The organism is Sphingomonas sp. 28-62-20, from assembly GCF_002281505.1.
Genome location: NZ_NCGH01000009.1, coordinates 1 through 17409, shown reverse-complemented (window position 1 = coordinate 17409; position 17409 = coordinate 1). Strand labels below are relative to the sequence as shown.

At 59.6% G+C, this 17409-nt stretch carries 10 protein-coding genes; 1 reads left to right on the top strand and 9 read right to left on the bottom strand.

Features of this window, described 5'->3' with window-relative positions; translation table 11 throughout:
- Positions 1–88: 88 nt before the first annotated feature.
- From B7Y43_RS08995 to B7Y43_RS08965, 7 genes are all read right to left on the bottom strand, one after another.
- On the bottom strand, positions 89–2932 hold the full coding sequence (locus B7Y43_RS08995; RefSeq protein WP_374131308.1) for a YecA family protein: 2844 nt from the start codon (positions 2930–2932) through the stop codon (positions 89–91).
- A complete protein-coding gene (locus B7Y43_RS08990) occupies positions 2929–4203 on the bottom strand; it encodes a hypothetical protein (protein WP_374131307.1) in 1275 nt (424 codons plus the stop codon). Before B7Y43_RS08990 ends, B7Y43_RS08995 begins: the two co-directional genes overlap by 4 nt.
- Before the next feature lie 8 nt (positions 4204–4211).
- Positions 4212–4796 carry a hypothetical protein gene (locus tag B7Y43_RS08985; protein WP_374131306.1) on the bottom strand — a complete coding sequence of 195 codons (585 nt, stop codon included), beginning with the start codon at positions 4794–4796 and terminating at the stop codon, positions 4212–4214.
- Positions 4797–4799: 3 nt separating this feature from the next.
- Positions 4800–6974: a helix-turn-helix domain-containing protein gene (locus tag B7Y43_RS08980; protein ID WP_374131305.1), complete on the bottom strand. Its 2175-nt coding sequence runs from the start codon at positions 6972–6974 to the stop codon at positions 4800–4802.
- Between the two features lie 344 nt (positions 6975–7318).
- On the bottom strand, positions 7319–8260 hold the full coding sequence (locus B7Y43_RS08975; RefSeq protein ID WP_374131304.1) for a nucleotidyl transferase AbiEii/AbiGii toxin family protein: 942 nt from the start codon (positions 8258–8260) through the stop codon (positions 7319–7321).
- Positions 8238–8828, bottom strand: a complete 591-nt coding sequence (locus tag B7Y43_RS08970; protein WP_374131303.1) for a hypothetical protein — start codon at positions 8826–8828, stop codon at positions 8238–8240. The genes B7Y43_RS08975 and B7Y43_RS08970 overlap by 23 nt, the downstream gene beginning before the upstream one ends.
- 141 nt (positions 8829–8969) lie before the next feature.
- Positions 8970–10271 (bottom strand): tyrosine-type recombinase/integrase, encoded by a 1302-nt coding sequence (locus tag B7Y43_RS08965; RefSeq protein WP_374131302.1) that lies wholly within the window; start codon positions 10269–10271, stop codon positions 8970–8972.
- Positions 10272–10770: 499 nt separating this feature from the next.
- Between B7Y43_RS08965 and B7Y43_RS08960 the strand changes: the two genes are divergently transcribed.
- Positions 10771–14511, top strand: coding sequence for an ATP-dependent RecD-like DNA helicase (locus B7Y43_RS08960; protein WP_374131301.1), 3741 nt, complete (start codon positions 10771–10773; stop codon positions 14509–14511).
- Positions 14512–14593: 82 nt separating this feature from the next.
- Here B7Y43_RS08960 and B7Y43_RS08955 read toward each other — a convergent pair whose 3' ends face one another.
- Positions 14594–16888 carry a restriction endonuclease gene (locus B7Y43_RS08955; RefSeq protein ID WP_374131300.1) on the bottom strand — a complete coding sequence of 765 codons (2295 nt, stop codon included), beginning with the start codon at positions 16886–16888 and terminating at the stop codon, positions 14594–14596.
- Positions 16889–17100: 212 nt separating this feature from the next.
- A partial coding sequence (locus tag B7Y43_RS08950; RefSeq protein WP_374131299.1) for a hypothetical protein occupies positions 17101–17409 on the bottom strand: 309 nt, incomplete at its 5' end.

Sequence of the window (17409 nt, the reverse complement as noted above, 5' to 3'; positions counted from 1 at the left end):
CTACACCTCTCCCGGCAGCGTGCCGCAGTGCGCGCTTCTTGCTTGGTGGCCTGCGATGCTCGGATATCGAACTGGATGACACATCACGCTACGCACCATGACACTTTTTGAATTTGCGGGTCGAGCCACACGGGCACGGTTCATTCCGCCCTACTTTTGGAACGCCTACCGATGCGCGCCGCTCGAATGAGAAAGGCAGAGGAGGCGTGGCTCGGCGCGAGGGCGGCGAACCGAAGCGCTTCAGCTGCGCAACTAGCTGTTTTTGATTGAGGAGTTCGCCCCGTCCGCGCTCATCCATCCCGGCCAGATAAGGAGAGAGCCGCGCCATCTCAGCGTCAGCCCCTGTAAAATCACCGCAATAGGCAAGAACCACTGCGTATTGGCTCCTTAGCGGCACCACGCGCCCGGCGAGCTTGAGGTTTCGGATGATCGGCAGCAGGTTTGTCTCGATAAGCTCGCGGGCACCCTCGAAATCCTGCCGCATGCAAAATTCATCAACCAGATCTTGCCCCACCCGGATCATCGAATCCGGTGCCCGGGCCAGATCGTAGAATTTCAACGCATGGATTCTTGCAAAGGGTGCGAGATTGCCTTGGGCAATCACCACCTGGGCATGAAGATCGAGCGTATCCGCCAAATGTTTCAGGTCGTCCGTTTGCGTCGATGTTTTCGCAAGCAGCGGGCGTAGCGCATCAGCGTTGCGCCCCATCACCTGCTCCGGACTCAGCCCAAGGAGGTCATAATATTCCGGAATGAGACGCTCGGTTTCCGCTTCGGCTAGAGCATAGTCTCCTAACTGAAAATAGGCGTGTGCGACGTTATAGCGGAATACCCGGCTATAGTCGGCCCGTGCTGGAACACGCGGACGCATCTCATTAATTGCAGCCCTAACCGCTGAGCTATTACCATCTTTCGATAATGCCAGCATGCGCTTCATCGCCCAGCTCAGCCAGCGTTCGTCGTCGAGGTCATGCTCGGTAATTAACGCTTCCATTCTGGCGAGGCGATCAATGACCTGCGCGGCATTGTCGCTGCGCAGGTCGTTGAACACGAGGCCGTCCAAGGCCTTGCACCGTTCGGCAGGCGGACGCTCTGCATCGTCTGCAATAAACTCAAGGAAAGGCTCTATCTCCGGCCATACGCCCATCTCATGGAAAAGCTCATCGGTCGCAAACTCGACCAGCACGTCCGACTGTCCGGTCTGGCCAAACAACCGGATCAGCAATGACAATTTGGCAAGACTCCAATCCGTTTGGATGCTGGCCGCGATAATCGCTGCCAGCAGGCGACGCACCTCGGTCTGACGTTCATCCCCGGCGCTCGACAAGTGTGCCAGTGCTATGAGGCGCATGGCATCATGGACCTTGATCCGACCGCCTCCGAAGACTTCCATTGCGCCGGTCGCGGGAAGTGCACGCAGATGACGGGCCACGATCGGACCCTGAATGCCTAAAGCGCCGGCTAGCAAGGCGCGTGCCTCGTCCGATGTGAGCGGTACGTCTGCGATCGACAGGGCGGCGAGTGCATCCTGCAATGACGGATCAATGGCGTTGAAAGTGCGCGCGAGGATAATCTCCTGCGCTGTCTCGACAATATGGGTCTGCGCTTCGATTTCAGCACAGAAGGCCGCAACGTCACCACCATATTCGGCCCGCGCGATGCCAAGCGCATTCTGGATATAAAAGGGCAGCGCGCCCGTTATCCCGGCCAAGCGGGAACATGTCGCGAAATCGGCGCGGCACTGCCTGCCATCTGCTTCGACGGCAATGGTGTCGGGGTCCCAACCTCTTAACAGCTCCGCATCGATACCAGTCAGGACTTCGAGTTCCCGCATGGCGGCGCCAGGCTGGCACAGGATTACGACATCAATCTGGGGGATGCGCTGGATAAGGGCGTGGAGATCGGAGGGCGGGAGGCGGTGTCCATTATCCAGCACAAGCGTGAGGTTCTCGCCGTCCGCTTCCAGGCGACGGTCGATCGCCTGCAGGAGGTCATAGCCGGATACGCCAGGAAGCAGCAGCTCGCCCAATCGACCGCCGGGCTGCGAGAACAGCCGGGCGGCAAGTTCACGCGCGAGTCCGGTTGCGAGAGCCGGACCTGGGGTATCGCCGATATCGAAATAGGCGATCTGGCCAACGGTCTGCGCAGCCGCAGCACCTGCCCACGCCGTTTTCCCAGCACCGGAATATCCAGCGACGATCTGCAAGCGCCGATCCGCGCTCTGCAGTGAGGGTTCATCGGATTGCGGCCTGTAGACGGGCGGAGGAGCAGGAAAATCCTGAAGCTGAACAACCAATTGCTCGAACAGTTCGGGCAGTTCTGCGACAGCAAAACTGTGCGCAGTTCGCGGCGGTGAACCTGAAGCGGCAAGCATCACCTGTCCCGCCAGTTTCCAGACCAGGGTTTCAGGAACGAGCATGGAAAAGGACAAGACGGCGGCGCGATCCCGACAGGCCGTGAAGGCATTGGCCACATCGTAGGGTGGCTCAAGAATGGCAGGGTCACCCGGGACAGGTCCGCCCGGCCAAAGCAGTTCGACATCGACTGGCCAGTCATTTGTAAGGCGCTTGGCCAGTGGTCCGTTGGGCGGTGCATTGGAAACGATCGCGAAGTTCGCCTGTCCTGCACGCGCAGCACTTTCATGCGCCAATCTGATCTGCTCGAACCGCAGCAGCGTTTCCTCGATATCTCCGAAGGAAAGGGCAGCAGCGCGTGTCTTCACCTGAATGTAGGTGATGCGATCCTGACCATGAAGTTCGATGTCTTCGTCGGCTTCGACGACTAACCTTTGGACCCAGTTATTGCCGCATTGGAGCAGGCATGCCGCAGCGTATAGGTGCTGGTAGAGGAAGCCCTTGTGGACTGACTGGATACGAACCAGCTGACGGGGATCAAGTACCTGAGGTGGATCATCTTCGCGCGGCATGCTCATGTCAGACCTTCTTTCGGATGCCAGGTCCGGATGCCGGTCAACCTTCGTGATGGTGGCCCCGCCAGCAAAGCAAGGCCATCGCGGAAGAGTGCATAGTCATAGTCTTCGCGCGCGCTACGAATGCCAATCTCGGCACTGCCGCTTGCGAAACCGGCTATGTCGTTCGTCGGCAATTCCAGCATCACCGGTCGCTCGCGTGGACCAAAGCGGATCATGGCGGTTAGCGCACCCAGGAAGGCGGTTGCTGCCTTCTCCTCCATCACGAACGAATGGAGTGAGGGCACTCCGCTCGCCCAGCGCGGCTCCCAGCGATGTCGCCAGAACGGATAGTCATGAAGCTCGTCGAACCACAGATGCGGCATTCTGTAGGGCATCAATGCGTCGGCCGAAGCGAGAAACGATCGCCCGGCATAGTTGAACTGGAGGAACGAGACCGGCGCGTGATCTTCAGGGATGTCGCGGGTGCCTTGGACCCAGTCGATCCAGTCAGCGACAGGGAGTGCGTCCATCAAAATGAAGTTCGAACGATGGGTGGCGAGCGCCATCGTCGTCGGCACCTGGTCGAACGACGGAGAGGATGGAACAGACGGGACAGACTTGTTCGGCTTGGGCTGGGGGCGCCGGGTCTGCGATAATCGCAGGACAGCATCGGAGGTGCCGGGCCGCGAGCCAAATGCGATCGAATAGCCGTGGATCACCTGTCCGTGGGGCGAAGTGGCACCGATATAGGGACGCACCTGGCGCAGATATTTGCGCTCAGCCTCCCGCGCCATCTTCGCGTCGCTGACCGTTGCGGCGAACGATCCGCGTGCTTCGGCGAGAACGACGCCATGACCGAGAGCACTGCCGCCTGAGTAGAGGAAGTCTGCATGGGGATCGAGCTTGCCCGAAAGACAGGCCGCATTGTCGCGCCAGCTATAGTCGAGCGCATTCATGTAGAGATCGGTAATTCCGGCGCCCATCCGCGATGCGAAGTGCGTTTGCTCGGTGTCTCCCAGCGCGCCGATTAGTGACGAAAGCGCAAAGCCCGGCCCATCGGCCAGCAGGACCTGCGCTTCACTGAGTGCGCTCGCCGCCAGATGCGCCAACAACTCGGGCGGCGCGTGACGCAAGGTCGCGGTGCGCGCGATCGCGGCAGCGAGAGCGGTTGGGCCGAACTGGATCTGTGGTGCCAGCTCGGGAGCTATGAACAGCGGCGCTACCGCCCCGCCCTTGTGCCGATGGCGGCGTTCGCCGGTCAGTGCGACCGTCTTGTCCATAGTCCAGAGCATTACGGCGCTCATTCGCCGTACCAACCAAAACAACCGCTATCGACGACGAACGCCCGCAGCAATCGGTCGGACGTGACAACGAGATTATAGTCCCGCCCATTCTGCGGCGATTTCTCGCCGTGGAACAGGTTGCAACGGACCTGGTAGACGGTGCGTAGCACTTGCGCCCAGTCCGGCACCGATCCCGGCACCCAATCTGCCGGTCGCTGCTTGACGTTTTCAGCTGCACATTCGGCTAAGAGCAATGGTCGTTCTAATCGGTGAAAGGCATCAAAGCCGAGCTTCTTGCGGACATCATGCACGCTGAGCACCGGCCACATCGCTGCGAAGGTCTGCACCAGTTCGCGGAACGCCAAGTCCTCCGCCAGCTTCGCGTCAAACGCGGCGATGACGCGCGGTGCCTCCGCTAACGCATCGATCATCTTCCGATCATTATCCTCTTCGGTGACCGCCGCCATCCAGCCATTGAATGCCATCCAACGGAATACGAATGACATGAAAGGATTCGACTGGCCGTCAGCCTGCGCTTCCAGCTCAAGCGCGACGTCGCGCGCCGCCAGATCAAGCCGATGAAAGTTGCTGTAGCCGAGCATGACCTAAGCCTCCAGCCGAGACGGGGCAGCGCTGTCCGGTTCGGGATCACCAATCACCTGGTGCGACTCGCCTTGGCCCGCCGCCCGCTTAAGCGGTGCGATGAAGCTCGTCTCCCACGCCCGTGCGACCCGCCGCTCCAGCTCCTCGCGCAATTCGACATTATCCTCGAACCATGTCCGTAGACGGCCGACGACGCCCTCGCGGTAGCCGCCCATGCCCAGTCCATATTCGCTTTCGCAAGCGTCCCAGAGTCCCTGCGCACGACTGAGTGGCTGCAGATAGACGGCGGTAGCATGATGCCGCGCTGCGTTCACGAAATCGGACTCCCACTGCGCGATATTGGCATGGACCTGCATCAGGAATCCTTTGGCACTGGCGAGCTCGCCATTGTCCAGATCGGATTCGATGATTGCCGTTAGCCCGGCAACGACTTCACCAGACCGGATTTTCGCTTCGGCTGCGGCGCCGTCGCCGAGATGTTGGAAGGCATCGAAGTTCCAGAATCGTCCGGCCCGACGGGTCGCGGCCCAGACAGTACGCGCATGCAAGGTCATGACCGCGCCAAGAAGGCGCTCGTAGGCCGGGCGACGTGCGCCCCGCAAACCGGCCTGTCGGTCGGCGAAACGGTCAAGGTTGCTGCTCACCGTCGCGAGTGCTGCCATTGCTTCGGCCTGCGCGCGGTTGCCAATCATTTGGTCAATGGCGGCGATCGTGGCTTGCGCAGCATCCGCCTGTGCCTTGCGCACGGCTGCGATCCGCTCGATTACGAAGGTGGTGAGTTTGCCAGGATCGTCGGCGCTGGCATCGAAAGCGAAAGTCTCGATTCCGGCGAGGCCAATTTTCTGCAACGCATCCTCGACTTGGCCGAGTTTGATATCGTAGCCTTCAATCACATCACCGGCTGCATCGCCTGAGTCATGCCGCATCGACAAGGCGTCACCGAGGCGCGCTAATGCCACGATTGCGACGCGGTCGAGCAATGCCGGATCCGCATCGGTCTCATTAATGTGGGTGAGAAGACTCTGCGCGCTCGGGTCCGGCGCACTGCCCCATTTCGAGCAAAGCAACGTGACCGCTCGCGGATCTTTCAAATGCGACAGGATGTCGGGTCGCACCGCACTGCCATCGACGCCACGGGTGTCGATGACAGCGATCGAAAGCCGTGCATCCGGGACCAGCGCAAACGGCACAATGACGGTGATGCGACCGGGCAGTGAGAAATCCTCGTGTCTGCCATTGTTGATGCCAGTGAACGTTGAGCGCAACCATTGACGGCCATCCTTTGCATCGATGCCCTCGAACTCAATCGTCCTTCGGCTGCGCCGCCACAAGCTGAGGCGCGCCGCGAATTCTGCGGTGAATGCATCCAGCGACCCGAAGGTCTTTGCCAAATCTGCCGCCGGATCGGGCGCGACCGTCGCCCCCTTACGCGCGCGCGCCGGTCGGGGCAGGCCCGCCATGTTGCGCAGCGCACGCTCGACTTCCTCGGCCGGTTTGAACTCAACCACGCTTGGCGAGGTATCACCCGACAACCTTTCGTAGACGCCTTTGCAGACCTCGGCGACGAGCTTGTATATTTCTTCGTCGTTGACCGGCTCGACTGTCAGCGCAAACCGCTCGCCCGTCTCGACGCGGACATCGCACAGAGTGGTGCGGCCACCGCCGGTATCGAGCAGCATACCCTTGAGATCGGCGGCGGTCGCTTCATCAATGACCAATCCTGCCTGCCGACAAGCGGCCGTGGTCTTGCCGACGCCGATTTCGCCCACATAAACCACTTCGTGATCGAGCGAGAGCAGATAGCGGCCCGCATCCTCAAGCCGACGATCAAGCAGCTGCGCTTGCCCTGCAAGTACGGTAGGAACCTGACCATCGTCCAGAAATGCGCGCACCCGGCTCAAGCCGCTTTCTACTGCCACAAGCGCTTCAAGATCAGGATGGCGGAGCGACGGCTTGGGCAGATGGGCCCATTTTTGTTCCAAAAGCTCGCTAAATGTGTCCGCCTCGGGCGTGCCCACCGCCGCAAGATAAGCGGCGACGTCGACTTCATCACCATCACCGGCCTCGATCCGAGAAACGCGCGTTTGGTTTGCGCTCATCCGTTCGGCAACTTGGCGTTGCGTCAGTCCAGACGCACTCCGCAGCTCAGCCAAGATCGTTCCGGTTTCAATGCCCACGCGAATCATCCTTCATTCAACACGTGAATGAATATATTCAATTTTAATTTGAATGCAAGACAGGCTTAGCGCGCGCACGATAGGCGGTCTCCACAATCCGATGGAGCTGCGCCTTGAAGGGCGCCGGATCGCTGACGCGCACGCGGAAAAGGGAACACATCAGCCTGCTCCATCTATCCCTGAAACAGCGTCAGTTGATCCTGAATGTATGCGGGAACGGCCGTATCGTTGGGAGCGCGCGGAGGCTTTGCGGGGCGAAGTTCTGCGGGAGGGTCGGCCAGGAACGGCGAAGCGGATTCCAATTCAGGGGAAGGTTTGCCCCGCCTAACCAGCGCCGTAGCCAGTTATGTACCCTGGCCGACAGCGGCGCTCAGGCGGCGAACAGCTTCGGTTGCCGCCCTGAAATTCGGTATTTCGGCATCGCCAGCGAAAGCCATGCCCTCCACGAACCGGGTGTATTCTGCCTCGTAATGTTCATCTGCATCGAGGATAGCGAGCATCGTGCTCAATCGCTCGGCCGGAGGCAACGAGGCTACCCCACCGCCGCCGCGACCGCTATCTGCGACCAATGTCTCAGTGAGCAAGGCGGCAAAATTGCTACTCGCACCGATTGTCGGCTCGAGCATCGCGAGATCATGCAGATGGCGCACGATCGTCGGATCATCCTTGTCGCTGCCGCGATCTCGAACAATAGCGCGCCAGGCAAACGCGCTTAATTTGTCCGCTGCGGTTTCCACCGGATCCACGCATTGTATGACCGGAATCTCTGGATCACCTCGCCGGTATTGCGCAATGAACGAAGACAGAGGACGCCCTATCGTCGGCAAGCGGGGCGGTTTGGCGGATAGTTCAGCCAGGATATGAGGCCGCAGCGCGTCATGGCCTTCAAGGATGGTGGGATAGTCCATCTCGATCTTGATGAACGCGTTGCCGCTGCCCGCCTCAACATTGGTGACTGCGAAACCGGCAGCCTCCCATCCCGCCTCCAGACTTTTCTTGAAAGCGCTGAGGGCCGATCGTTGCTGACCACCCGTCTTGGCCAGAAAATCGGCTGACAGCGATAGCTTGAAGTCGATATCCTCGGAAAACCGTTTGATCAGCTGATGCCCTTTGAGCAGGGACGTGCCGCCAGAAAAGACCGGCGTGATATCTGGTGTCGCCAGTTCGATCAGCGCATTGATTGCCTGAACGACATACCAATCCTTCTCCACGAAGGATTCGTCAACCGCGAGCGCACCAGCGACACGACCGAGAGTGAACGTGTCAGGCGCGCTCGAGGACGACATAATTACCGTCATAACCGATACGGCGGCGCACGCGGTCCCGGACGGCCAGCGTCCGTCCAGTCGGTACTTGCGTCGAGCGGCCGCTGTTGTAGGCGGTATCGAAACTCGATGACACGACCGTCTTGCCAAGCCGGGCCAGCGCCTCGGTGGCAAGGCGCTTGATGCCGACAAGCGGAGTCGCCTTCCCGGAAAAGGGAGAGCGTTCGGCCTTGGCATAGAGGCCATAGCCAATTTGCACCAAGCGTCCGGACTGGATCATCTGCCGCAAGGCGCGGCCCACCGCATCATAGCTGCCGAGGCCGACGAAATCCCCGCGCAGGAACACGTTGCGCCTCGACCGCGCAACCTTGCGCTCTATCAGCTCGGCGATCGAGCCTGCCGATACGGGCGCGCGACCGCTGGCCTTTTTGTATTGTCCGCGACCGACACGCACGAGCTTGCGCTCTTTGACCAGTTGTCCGAGGGCGCGGCCAACAGAATCATAGTTGGCGCTGAGCGCGAGGTTTGCGCGGTCGACAATCCCGCTTCCCGGGAAACGCTCCAGAATCTGATCTGCCAAGGTCAACATTGCTTCTGCCAAAATACGACGATTCCGACATCAGATACGGTATTGAATCAGAAAATTCAAGGGTGATGCTTCCGGCATACGAAGCGGGTCGCGACGTGCTGCTACACCTATGCCGAAACCTTCATCAATGCCGGCTTGGGCCTACACATGAGATTGAGGTGTCGGCGCTGCCGTCACGCGGCGTGCGACCCCTACCCCCAACCAGCCTGAAAGGACCTCACTCTTCGAGATTTGCGGAGTGACGGTCGCGAAGATCACACTGGAAATGGCCTGCTGCTGAGCCCGCAAATGATTCTCCAACAGCTTGTGTCGGGTGATGTAACCGGAATTCACGCCGGGGATCGCGTGGTTCATCAGCAATTTTGCGTCGATTTCCGATAAACCTGCGGCCGTGGCCAACGTCCGGTAGCTTTGCCGTAAATCATTGCCCCATTTTGAAAGTTCGGACCGCTCTTCGCGCTGCTCACTCATGTGCCCGGAACTGCTCTCAGCGGGAAACACCCATTCCCGGGAAAGACGTGGATACAGCACCCGCGAATAGCGCAGTGCACGCACCAGGCACCCCATCATCTCTCGCGAGAGGGGGATATCGAAAGCACGCTTCGCGCCCCCTTTCGGCGTCGCGATATGCAAAACGCGCCGACGGAAATCGATATGCTCGGGCTTTGCCTCCTTTAGTGCCGCAGGGCGACAGCCCGAGAGCAACGTCAGTAAATGGAATTCTCGACGGATCGGGTTTTCGAACGCGGCCAACTGCTCAAGCCAGCCCACGATATCGGCAAGGCCCATACCGGTGTTACGCCGCTCCTCCTTGTTCCAGTCCACCCCATCGACCGGATTGTAGACGGGCAGCGCACGATGCTTCTTCCTGATGTAGTTGTAGATGGCCCGCAGCGTCCTCATGCTCGTGTTGGCCTGGTAGGGTCCGTTCTCCTTGCTGATCTTTTCGTGCATGTCGGCGACACGCGCTGGATCGTTGGCGAGTTCGGCAACGGGCAGATCCAGCCATTCTTCAAAATTCTTTTCGACATGCGTTCGGTAGTTGCGGATCGTGTTCTCGCTCCGCCCCTTTCGGATCATGTGCCCTTCAAGGTAGCGCGCCCATGCAACACGGAGCGTGACCTCGGCGCCAAGAGGCAGTGGGGCCGCTTCTTCTGGCGCCTTTGGATGGCGGCCTCGGCTAATCTCAACCAGATAAGTCTTGGCGGTTGTTCTCGCATCGCGCGCTGACATTTGCTCGGCATCGCCAACCGACACCTTGATCGAAGCGGCGCGCTTACCCTGCTGCCGCAAATCGCCCTGGATCATATACGTCCGACGACGCTTGCCGATCAGGAGATAAAAGCCCTTCAGGTCGGTATCCCGAACCTTATACTGCCCATCGGTCGCGAGCGGCAGTCGGGCAACGGCCTTCTCATTGAGTGAAACGCGCAAGTCCGCCATGACTACCCTCAATCTCTCTAGGCCGGTTTTAGGCCGGTGAATGCCACATCGAGAGTAAGAAAGCCGTGCTACGCTATGGCCCGCCACACTACAATTAAATGGCTAAACTGAAAGAGTTATGGCATAAAAATGCGGAAAAGGAAAGCCCCGGATACTATGGCAAACCCGCTTACTTGTACTCTTAATCAGCGGGTCCTTGGTTCGAGCCCAAGTGCGTCCACCATCATTTCAATCGGTTAGCGAACGACAGGTTGGATCGCGCCTTCTCGGGTCCGACAGGTGTCCGATCGGTGCATTGTGTTAGTCTAGGCCTTGCGAGGCTCTTTTCGATCGAGGAAGCGAGGGCTCGAACTATTTCAAGCCCTCGCCCATCCGGGCCGACTTCTCCGTCCGGACGGCGGCATCATTCCGATCCCCACCGATGCGGCGCTAAAGAACTTGCAGTACATAGACCCTGAGCGATCCAGTCGTTAGCATCGCTCGTAAAGGGGGAGTTGGCGTGCCGAATGGATTAACTCGACATCTATCGATCCGAGTCCCGTGGCATGACCACGGCTGGGACGGAACGATCTGCCAGAACCCAAAGACCAACACCTCCTGCCTGGCGGTCAGCCTGATCGCCGAGCTGCGCGATGACCCGTTCGAGCAAGACCATGCCGGCCAGAAGCTGGAGGATCTTGCCGGGGGTGTGCTTCCCCCGTGCGTCCGAGAGCGCGGCGCCTTCCTTGCAGGACGACCGATTTCGCTTCCCGTCGTGATGCCTTATTCGACCTGGAGCCAGCATCACGAACATATCCTTCCGACCACCGTTCAGCTTCCCGCCTATGGCGGGGTTATGGTCCCGTATCGGTGGATGCTGCGCGAGCCGGCCCAGCTCCTCGCGCGTGACATCGACATTGATCTTAATCTCGAGCGCGAACCGCAACCGCCCCTGCCGGACTTCATGGTCCATACTGCTTGGCTTCAGGAGGTCGAGAATCAGCGGGCAATGCTGGAGGCCTTTGCCAAGCCTCTCGAACCGCGAACCTCGCTCATCTTCTTCTACGCCCGTCGTACCCCCTTGTCTGACGGTGCCGCCAACCCGATTGTTGCGGTGGCTCTGCTCGAACATAAGGGTAAGGTCGACGAGTATCCTTACAAGGGCGGCGCGTCCGGCGGCCGGGTCCAGTCAATGGTCTGGGAACGGCCATTTCAGCATTCCCTGCGCAGGACCGAGGAAGGCTGGACCGGGGGCGTCGTGCTTCCCTATCAGGAGATACTCACGCTCGCCGAAACCGACTTGTCCATCGAGCCCGGCGATTATCTGGCATTTGCACCCGAGGAAGCGCGTGACCAGTTCCTTTATGGCAGCGAACATGTCGATCACGGCAGCGCCATCGCCACGCTGCAAGCCGTTCGAACGTCAATAGAACGGATCGGCACGCTTGTGCCTGGCCGCTGGGCAGACGCCATCGAGTGGATCGATGCGCGGATCAATGAACTATGGCGCCTTCGCGGTCCTGCGCCGGGACTGGGTAGCGCCCTCAGCTGCCTCCAGCCCGGAGCCTTCAACGGCACGCTCTTCGCGCATGCGCTCGCTCCTTCACTTGGCGACAATGAAAATCCCTGGCCTAAGGTCAGCGAGATCTTTGCAGGCACGCGACCAGTCCCGATCGGTGCACCGCAACTGACCGGCCTGCAGCGAAAGCGCTTTGACCATCTGCGCACCAAGCAGCCCGACCAGTTCGAGCTCATGCAGATGCTGTCGCGCTTCGAAGTAACGAAGGAGCAGGCACTGGCCGCGTTCGAAACCGACCAGGCCAAAGCCTTCGTCCGCAACCCCTACGAGATGTTCCAGCAGTCACGGATCACCGCGCAGCCTATCGGTTTGGGTACAATCGACCGCGGTCTCTACAATGGGGGATCAATCAAGGGAGCGTGGCCGTTGCCTATGATTTGCATCGTCAACACGGACGAGCCGGACGACACTCGCCGCTTGCTCGCTGCCACGATCCAAATTCTGGAGGAGGCCGCCGCCGACGGCCACACGCTCCTCAGCGCGGATGCTGTCAGCACGCTCGCTGCCGATTTGCCGCTTGCGCCGCCGGTTCCGATCGACGCCATTACGCTCGAACTGGTCGCCGACGATTTTAATCCCGAAGTCGATGTGACCGAAAACGATAACGGCTGGTTCGGGCAGCTCGATCGGTTCATCGAAACCGGCGAAGTCATCCGCCGCGCAATGAAGGCCCGGCTCGGTGTCGACCCGCAAGATCATCTGATCGACTGGCGTTCCGCGCTCGACGCGGAACTCGACGCCAAGGCCGACGCGACCGCCAAGCAGCGGGCCGCGGCTGACCCGCTTGAGCAGGCGGCCCGGAAAGAAAAGGCGATTGCGCTGGCCCAACTCGCGTCTAGCCGCATTGCTGTCCTGCTCGGCCCTGCCGGATCGGGCAAAACGACCCTCCTGAAGGTCTTGCTCGACCATGACGAGGTGGTGGGCAACGACATCGCGTTGCTCGCGCCAACCGGAAAGGCGCGCGTCCGTTTGGGCGCGCAGACCGGTCGGACATCGAGCGCGCGTACACTCGCCCAATTCCTCCTGCAGTACGAAAAATGGGACCCCGAGACGGGCGCGTATAGCTTTCCTCGCGCCGGACCGACAGCGCCGGTCACGACATGCATCGTCGATGAGGCCTCGATGCTCACCGAGGAACAACTTGCCGCGCTCCTGAGCACGCTTCCAGCGACGGCGCGTCTTGTACTAGTCGGCGACCCGCGGCAGCTCCCGCCGATCGGTGCGGGGCGGCCGTTCGTTGACCTCATCGCTCATCTGGAAGCCGAAGCGCACACCGGCAGCGTCGCGCGCCTGCATATTAGTCGTCGCCAAACTGTCGGCGGAGAAGTCAGCGCCGACACGCTCCCCGACGTCCAACTCGCTTCGCTATTTGCCGGTACCTCCGCCGGTCCCGGCGAAGACGAAATAGCCGGTCTTGCCCAAGACGGCGATGCTTCAGGGCGTCTTCGCCTTGTTGAGTGGGACACGACCGAGCGCCTCCGGGAGAAGCTCGCCGAGACGCTGGCCGCGGAGTTTGACTGCTCGCTGCAGGATCTCGAACGCAGTATCGAGCTGTCGTTGGGCAGCACCCAGGACGACCGACCGTTCTTCAACGTCGGCGCCGGGAAATTCGCGGAGAACTGGCAAATCCTCACACCCCATCGCGATATGCGCGGTGGCTCGGCCGACCTTAATCGCCACGTAAAACGGGTCGCGCGCGCGAACCGCCTCCTCGCCGCGCGCAAGCGCGGCTGGGGTTGGAGGATGATCGAACCGCGCGGTCCCGATGAAATCACCTATGGTGACAAGGTCATCTGCCTGCGCAATCACCCGCGCTATCGCTACAGCCACGCAGAGAAGAAGCGCGCCGGCTATCTCGCGAACGGCGAGGTGGGGATCGTGGTCGGGCAGACAGGCGAAAAGCCGGTCTTCACCAATGTGGAGTTCGCGACCCAACCCGGAGAGACGTTTGGGTTCGGCAAGGGCGACTTTTCTGACCACACGTCGCCGCCGCTCGAACTCGGCTATGCCGTAACGATCCACAAGGCCCAGGGCTCCGAGTTTACGACGACCTTCCTCGTCCTTCCGGCGAGCAGCAGGCTGCTATCCCGCGAACTTCTCTACACTGCGCTTACCCGCCAGCGCGATCGCCTGTGGATTTTGCACCAGGGGCCGGTCGCGTCCTTCCTGCGCTTCCGCTCGGATTTCCATTCCGAGACCGCTCGACGGGTCACCAACCTGTTCGTAACCCCAAAACTCGTCGAGATTACTCCGCCGCCTGGCGAGCCAGCTGCCGCCCGCCGCACCTTCCTAGAAGACAAACTCATCCACGCGACGCGACGTGGCGATCTCGTCAGTTCCAAATCCGAAATCGTGATCGCCGACATCCTGCACGAACTAGAGCAGGAGGGGCTGCTGCGCTACACGTACGAGAAGCCCAAGATGCTCGGCGGCACACTCCGCTGGCCGGACTTCACGATCGAGGCCGGTTCCAACATTTGGTACTGGGAACACTGCGGCATGCTGGACCAGCAAGCCTATTGCGAGCGTTGGGAACGCAAGAAAGCCGGCTATGTCGCCGAAGGCCTCACCATATGGAGCGCAGAGAATCCATTGGGCCGCTTGATCGTGACCGAGGACGGCCCGTCAGCCGGGCTCGACAGCGGTGCGCTCCACGCCTTGGCTAGCCAGCTATTCGCCTGACGGAACCGCCAATCGACCAACAGTTTTCACTCGAATTTTCGGACGTGCGGGTTGGCAGAGAAATCAATGGGACTGATATAGATCAGCTTTCCGAACGCAGCGACCCGAACATTTCTCGGATGCCGTCGTCGTTGGCACGCTCTATGTAGTTGTTATCGCGATACTCATCCATCGCCTGATCGGCGCGCTGTTCCTCGTAGTTGAGGTATTCGTCAAGCGCTTCGCGCACCGTGCCGATTTCAGACTCGGTACTGACCCCAAACGTTTGACCAAAATATTCGAGGCTGTCGATCAGCTCTTGATAATCCAGGTTCGACTGGCAGTTGCCGATCTCATCGGAAAGATAGCGGTTCAGGAATTTGTCAAAAGCCTTCTTCAACGAAGCTTTGAGCGGATGGCTGATCGCCAACGAATTTTCATACTGCCAAAGGAGCGCGCGCAATTCGCTCGACCCGCAGCTATTTTCGGCGCTCGCAATGAGCTCGACGGCACAGTTCTCGAAGAAGGGCTCGAACGCCTGCAATTCCTCCCATCCGGCACTCTCGTACGCCTTGATGGCTCGGATTGTATTGTCGATATCGACAGGCCGATCGGACCGCTCCAGCTCCACCTTCTCGATCACGCCTTCGACCGCCGGCAGGAGCGCCGGTGCACGGAGCGCGTCGGCCATGCGGATCAGTACCGTGAGCCGATCTTCATAGGTCATGGCATTGTACAATAAACCCTCGCGATGCGGAACGGCGCGCTCTGCCTTCGCCAGCGCTGTGATGCTCGGGGCGATCTGCTCGAAATTGCTGCGAATTACATCACGCGTCGTGCCGCCGACTGCCGACTCTACGAAATTCCAGACCTTGGCGATCTGAGTAAATCGAACCGCGCCGACCATGATGTCGATGGCATTATCTGGTTCGGTGCGCATGGCCCGGTTCAGCCAATCCTGAACCGAAGGGTTGATGAACTCGATCGCATTGGTGCCACTTGGGCGGACAAAAGAGCCATGGAGCTCGGCGCGCGCAGTCGTGAAATCGTTCGGTTTACGTGGCAGCTGGTATTTCTGCGCGCGGTGCGCATGCAGCGCGGCGAAGCCCTCGCGAAGCAGTTCGTCACCGACCTTGCCGCCGAAGCTGAACATCGTGAGTAAGAGGCTGCGCCCGGCATCGCTGATTTGCTGCTCATAAGCGTGTCGCCAGATTTCGGCAGGATCATGCAGCAGTCTGGTCACAAAGGCCTGATAGTCCTCGACTTGGACGGTCTTCAGGCGCCGATAGGTCGAAAGCCACTCTATCAACCGTGGGTTGAACTTATCGTGGTTAACGATTTTGAAGTAAAACTCGCCTTTCAGAAGCTCGTCGCGATACTCCGGAGGCAAGTCGCTGAAGAAGAGGTGGTTATAGAGGATTTCGGCACGCTGCCGCGATGTGTAATCACCCATCTGGATGACGACCTTGCGGTCGGTAAGTCCCGCGTTACGGATCTGCTCGGAGGCTCCCCAGGCTTGGCCCAGCATCTGTTCTCGAGTAGTCAGGATCAATCTTTTGTCCTTCGAAACGCTGACCATCTCTACGAATTCGATGATAGCGCGATATTCGCGCTGCTGGTCGTTCGAACCTTTGTCGCCGAGGAACGTCGTTCCCATGAAATCGTCGAAGTAGAAGACCTGGGGCCTTCCCTTGCGGTACATTGCCTTGCCTTCGGCAAAATCCTGCCGGAGCACTATCGGTTCGAACCCATTGGCTAGATGCTCGTAGAGCAACATATTGGCGAGGGTCGTTTTGCCCACCCCCGGCAACCCCGACAGTATCACGACATGGTCGGCCTTTAGTGCCGCAATCGCGCGCGGATAGGCATTTCCTTGTACGTAGCGCTTAATCTCGCCGTGGATCTTCTCGACGTGAAAGTCACTCTGGGTGATGATGTCGTTGTGCAAAACCATTTCCAGCACGTTGGTGCTGGCGAGCCACAGCTTATAGTGCGACCGCTCGACTTTCGGATGCGTGCCGAGCAGATTGTTGAGATCGTCGCGCCCGATTATATCGCTCGTGCTGAGATATTGCTCGCCGATCACCTCGATGATCCGCGTCTTGTTAGCATCGGATAGAGAAGCTGCGGTCATCAGAATATAGCGGCCCGGCTTCAGCTTCTTGACCTTCTCGGCCTCCTTACGGAGCTCGCGAAGCAACCCGTCGTACCCCGTTGCTACAAACCGCTTGCACTGAACAATGATCTGTTTGCCGGCATTGGCGTAGCGGAAGTCAATGCCACCATCCTTTCCTGATTTGAATGACTCGAGCAATAGTCCGAACTCTGCCTGGAGCAGATCGCGGCACATGATTTCGAAATCGTGCGGGCTGAGTTGGCCGAAATCGTAATCAGACATAATTTCTACCTTATAGCGCTATGATCGCTGACGTAGATTGGTCAATAATTCGCGCTGACTACCCATGCGTTGTTTCGGCCACCCTACTAAGAGCACGACTACGATGCTTTACTCGAACGTCCAATTCCAATCGTAAAAATGGTCTGAGGCGTCCAACAAATCGGAAGTTGAACTGACGGGCAATCCGGCGGTAGCGAACATTACCCGCGCCCTTAAGCATACAGTTCGCGCTGCTGCTCGCATTCCTCACGCACGCGATTGAGCCAAGTATCGTACCAGCACCATTGATTACCTACAGCAATGGCCCCGTAGCCCTTGGCGGGTTCTTTCGCGCCGAGGCGCTTCCACAACCTCGTATGGCTGTCCATGGTAAAGCGATCGAAGCCTGCATCGTTCATGGCCTTCACGATGGCCGTGGGCAGTGACCTGCTCCCCTGAAGAGTCCTCGGATTGAGGTTATCCTGTTCCTCAAGAGGGAGACAGGCAGTGAAGCGATCGAGGTTCAGCGATGAGCAGATCAT

What these genes read in the sequence shown, in the direction of transcription:
- B7Y43_RS08995 (WP_374131308.1), bottom strand. Translation starts at nt 2,932, where the DNA reads ATGAGCATGCCGCGCGAAGATGATCCACCTCAGGTACTTGATCCCCGT.
- B7Y43_RS08990 (WP_374131307.1), bottom strand. Translation starts at nt 4,203, where the DNA reads ATGCTCTGGACTATGGACAAGACGGTCGCACTGACCGGCGAACGCCGC.
- B7Y43_RS08985 (WP_374131306.1), bottom strand. Translation starts at nt 4,796, where the DNA reads ATGCTCGGCTACAGCAACTTTCATCGGCTTGATCTGGCGGCGCGCGAC.
- B7Y43_RS08975 (WP_374131304.1), bottom strand. Translation starts at nt 8,260, where the DNA reads ATGTCGTCCTCGAGCGCGCCTGACACGTTCACTCTCGGTCGTGTCGCT.
- B7Y43_RS08970 (WP_374131303.1), bottom strand. Translation starts at nt 8,828, where the DNA reads ATGTTGACCTTGGCAGATCAGATTCTGGAGCGTTTCCCGGGAAGCGGG.
- B7Y43_RS08965 (WP_374131302.1), bottom strand. Translation starts at nt 10,271, where the DNA reads ATGGCGGACTTGCGCGTTTCACTCAATGAGAAGGCCGTTGCCCGACTG.
- B7Y43_RS08955 (WP_374131300.1), bottom strand. Translation starts at nt 16,888, where the DNA reads ATGTCTGATTACGATTTCGGCCAACTCAGCCCGCACGATTTCGAAATC.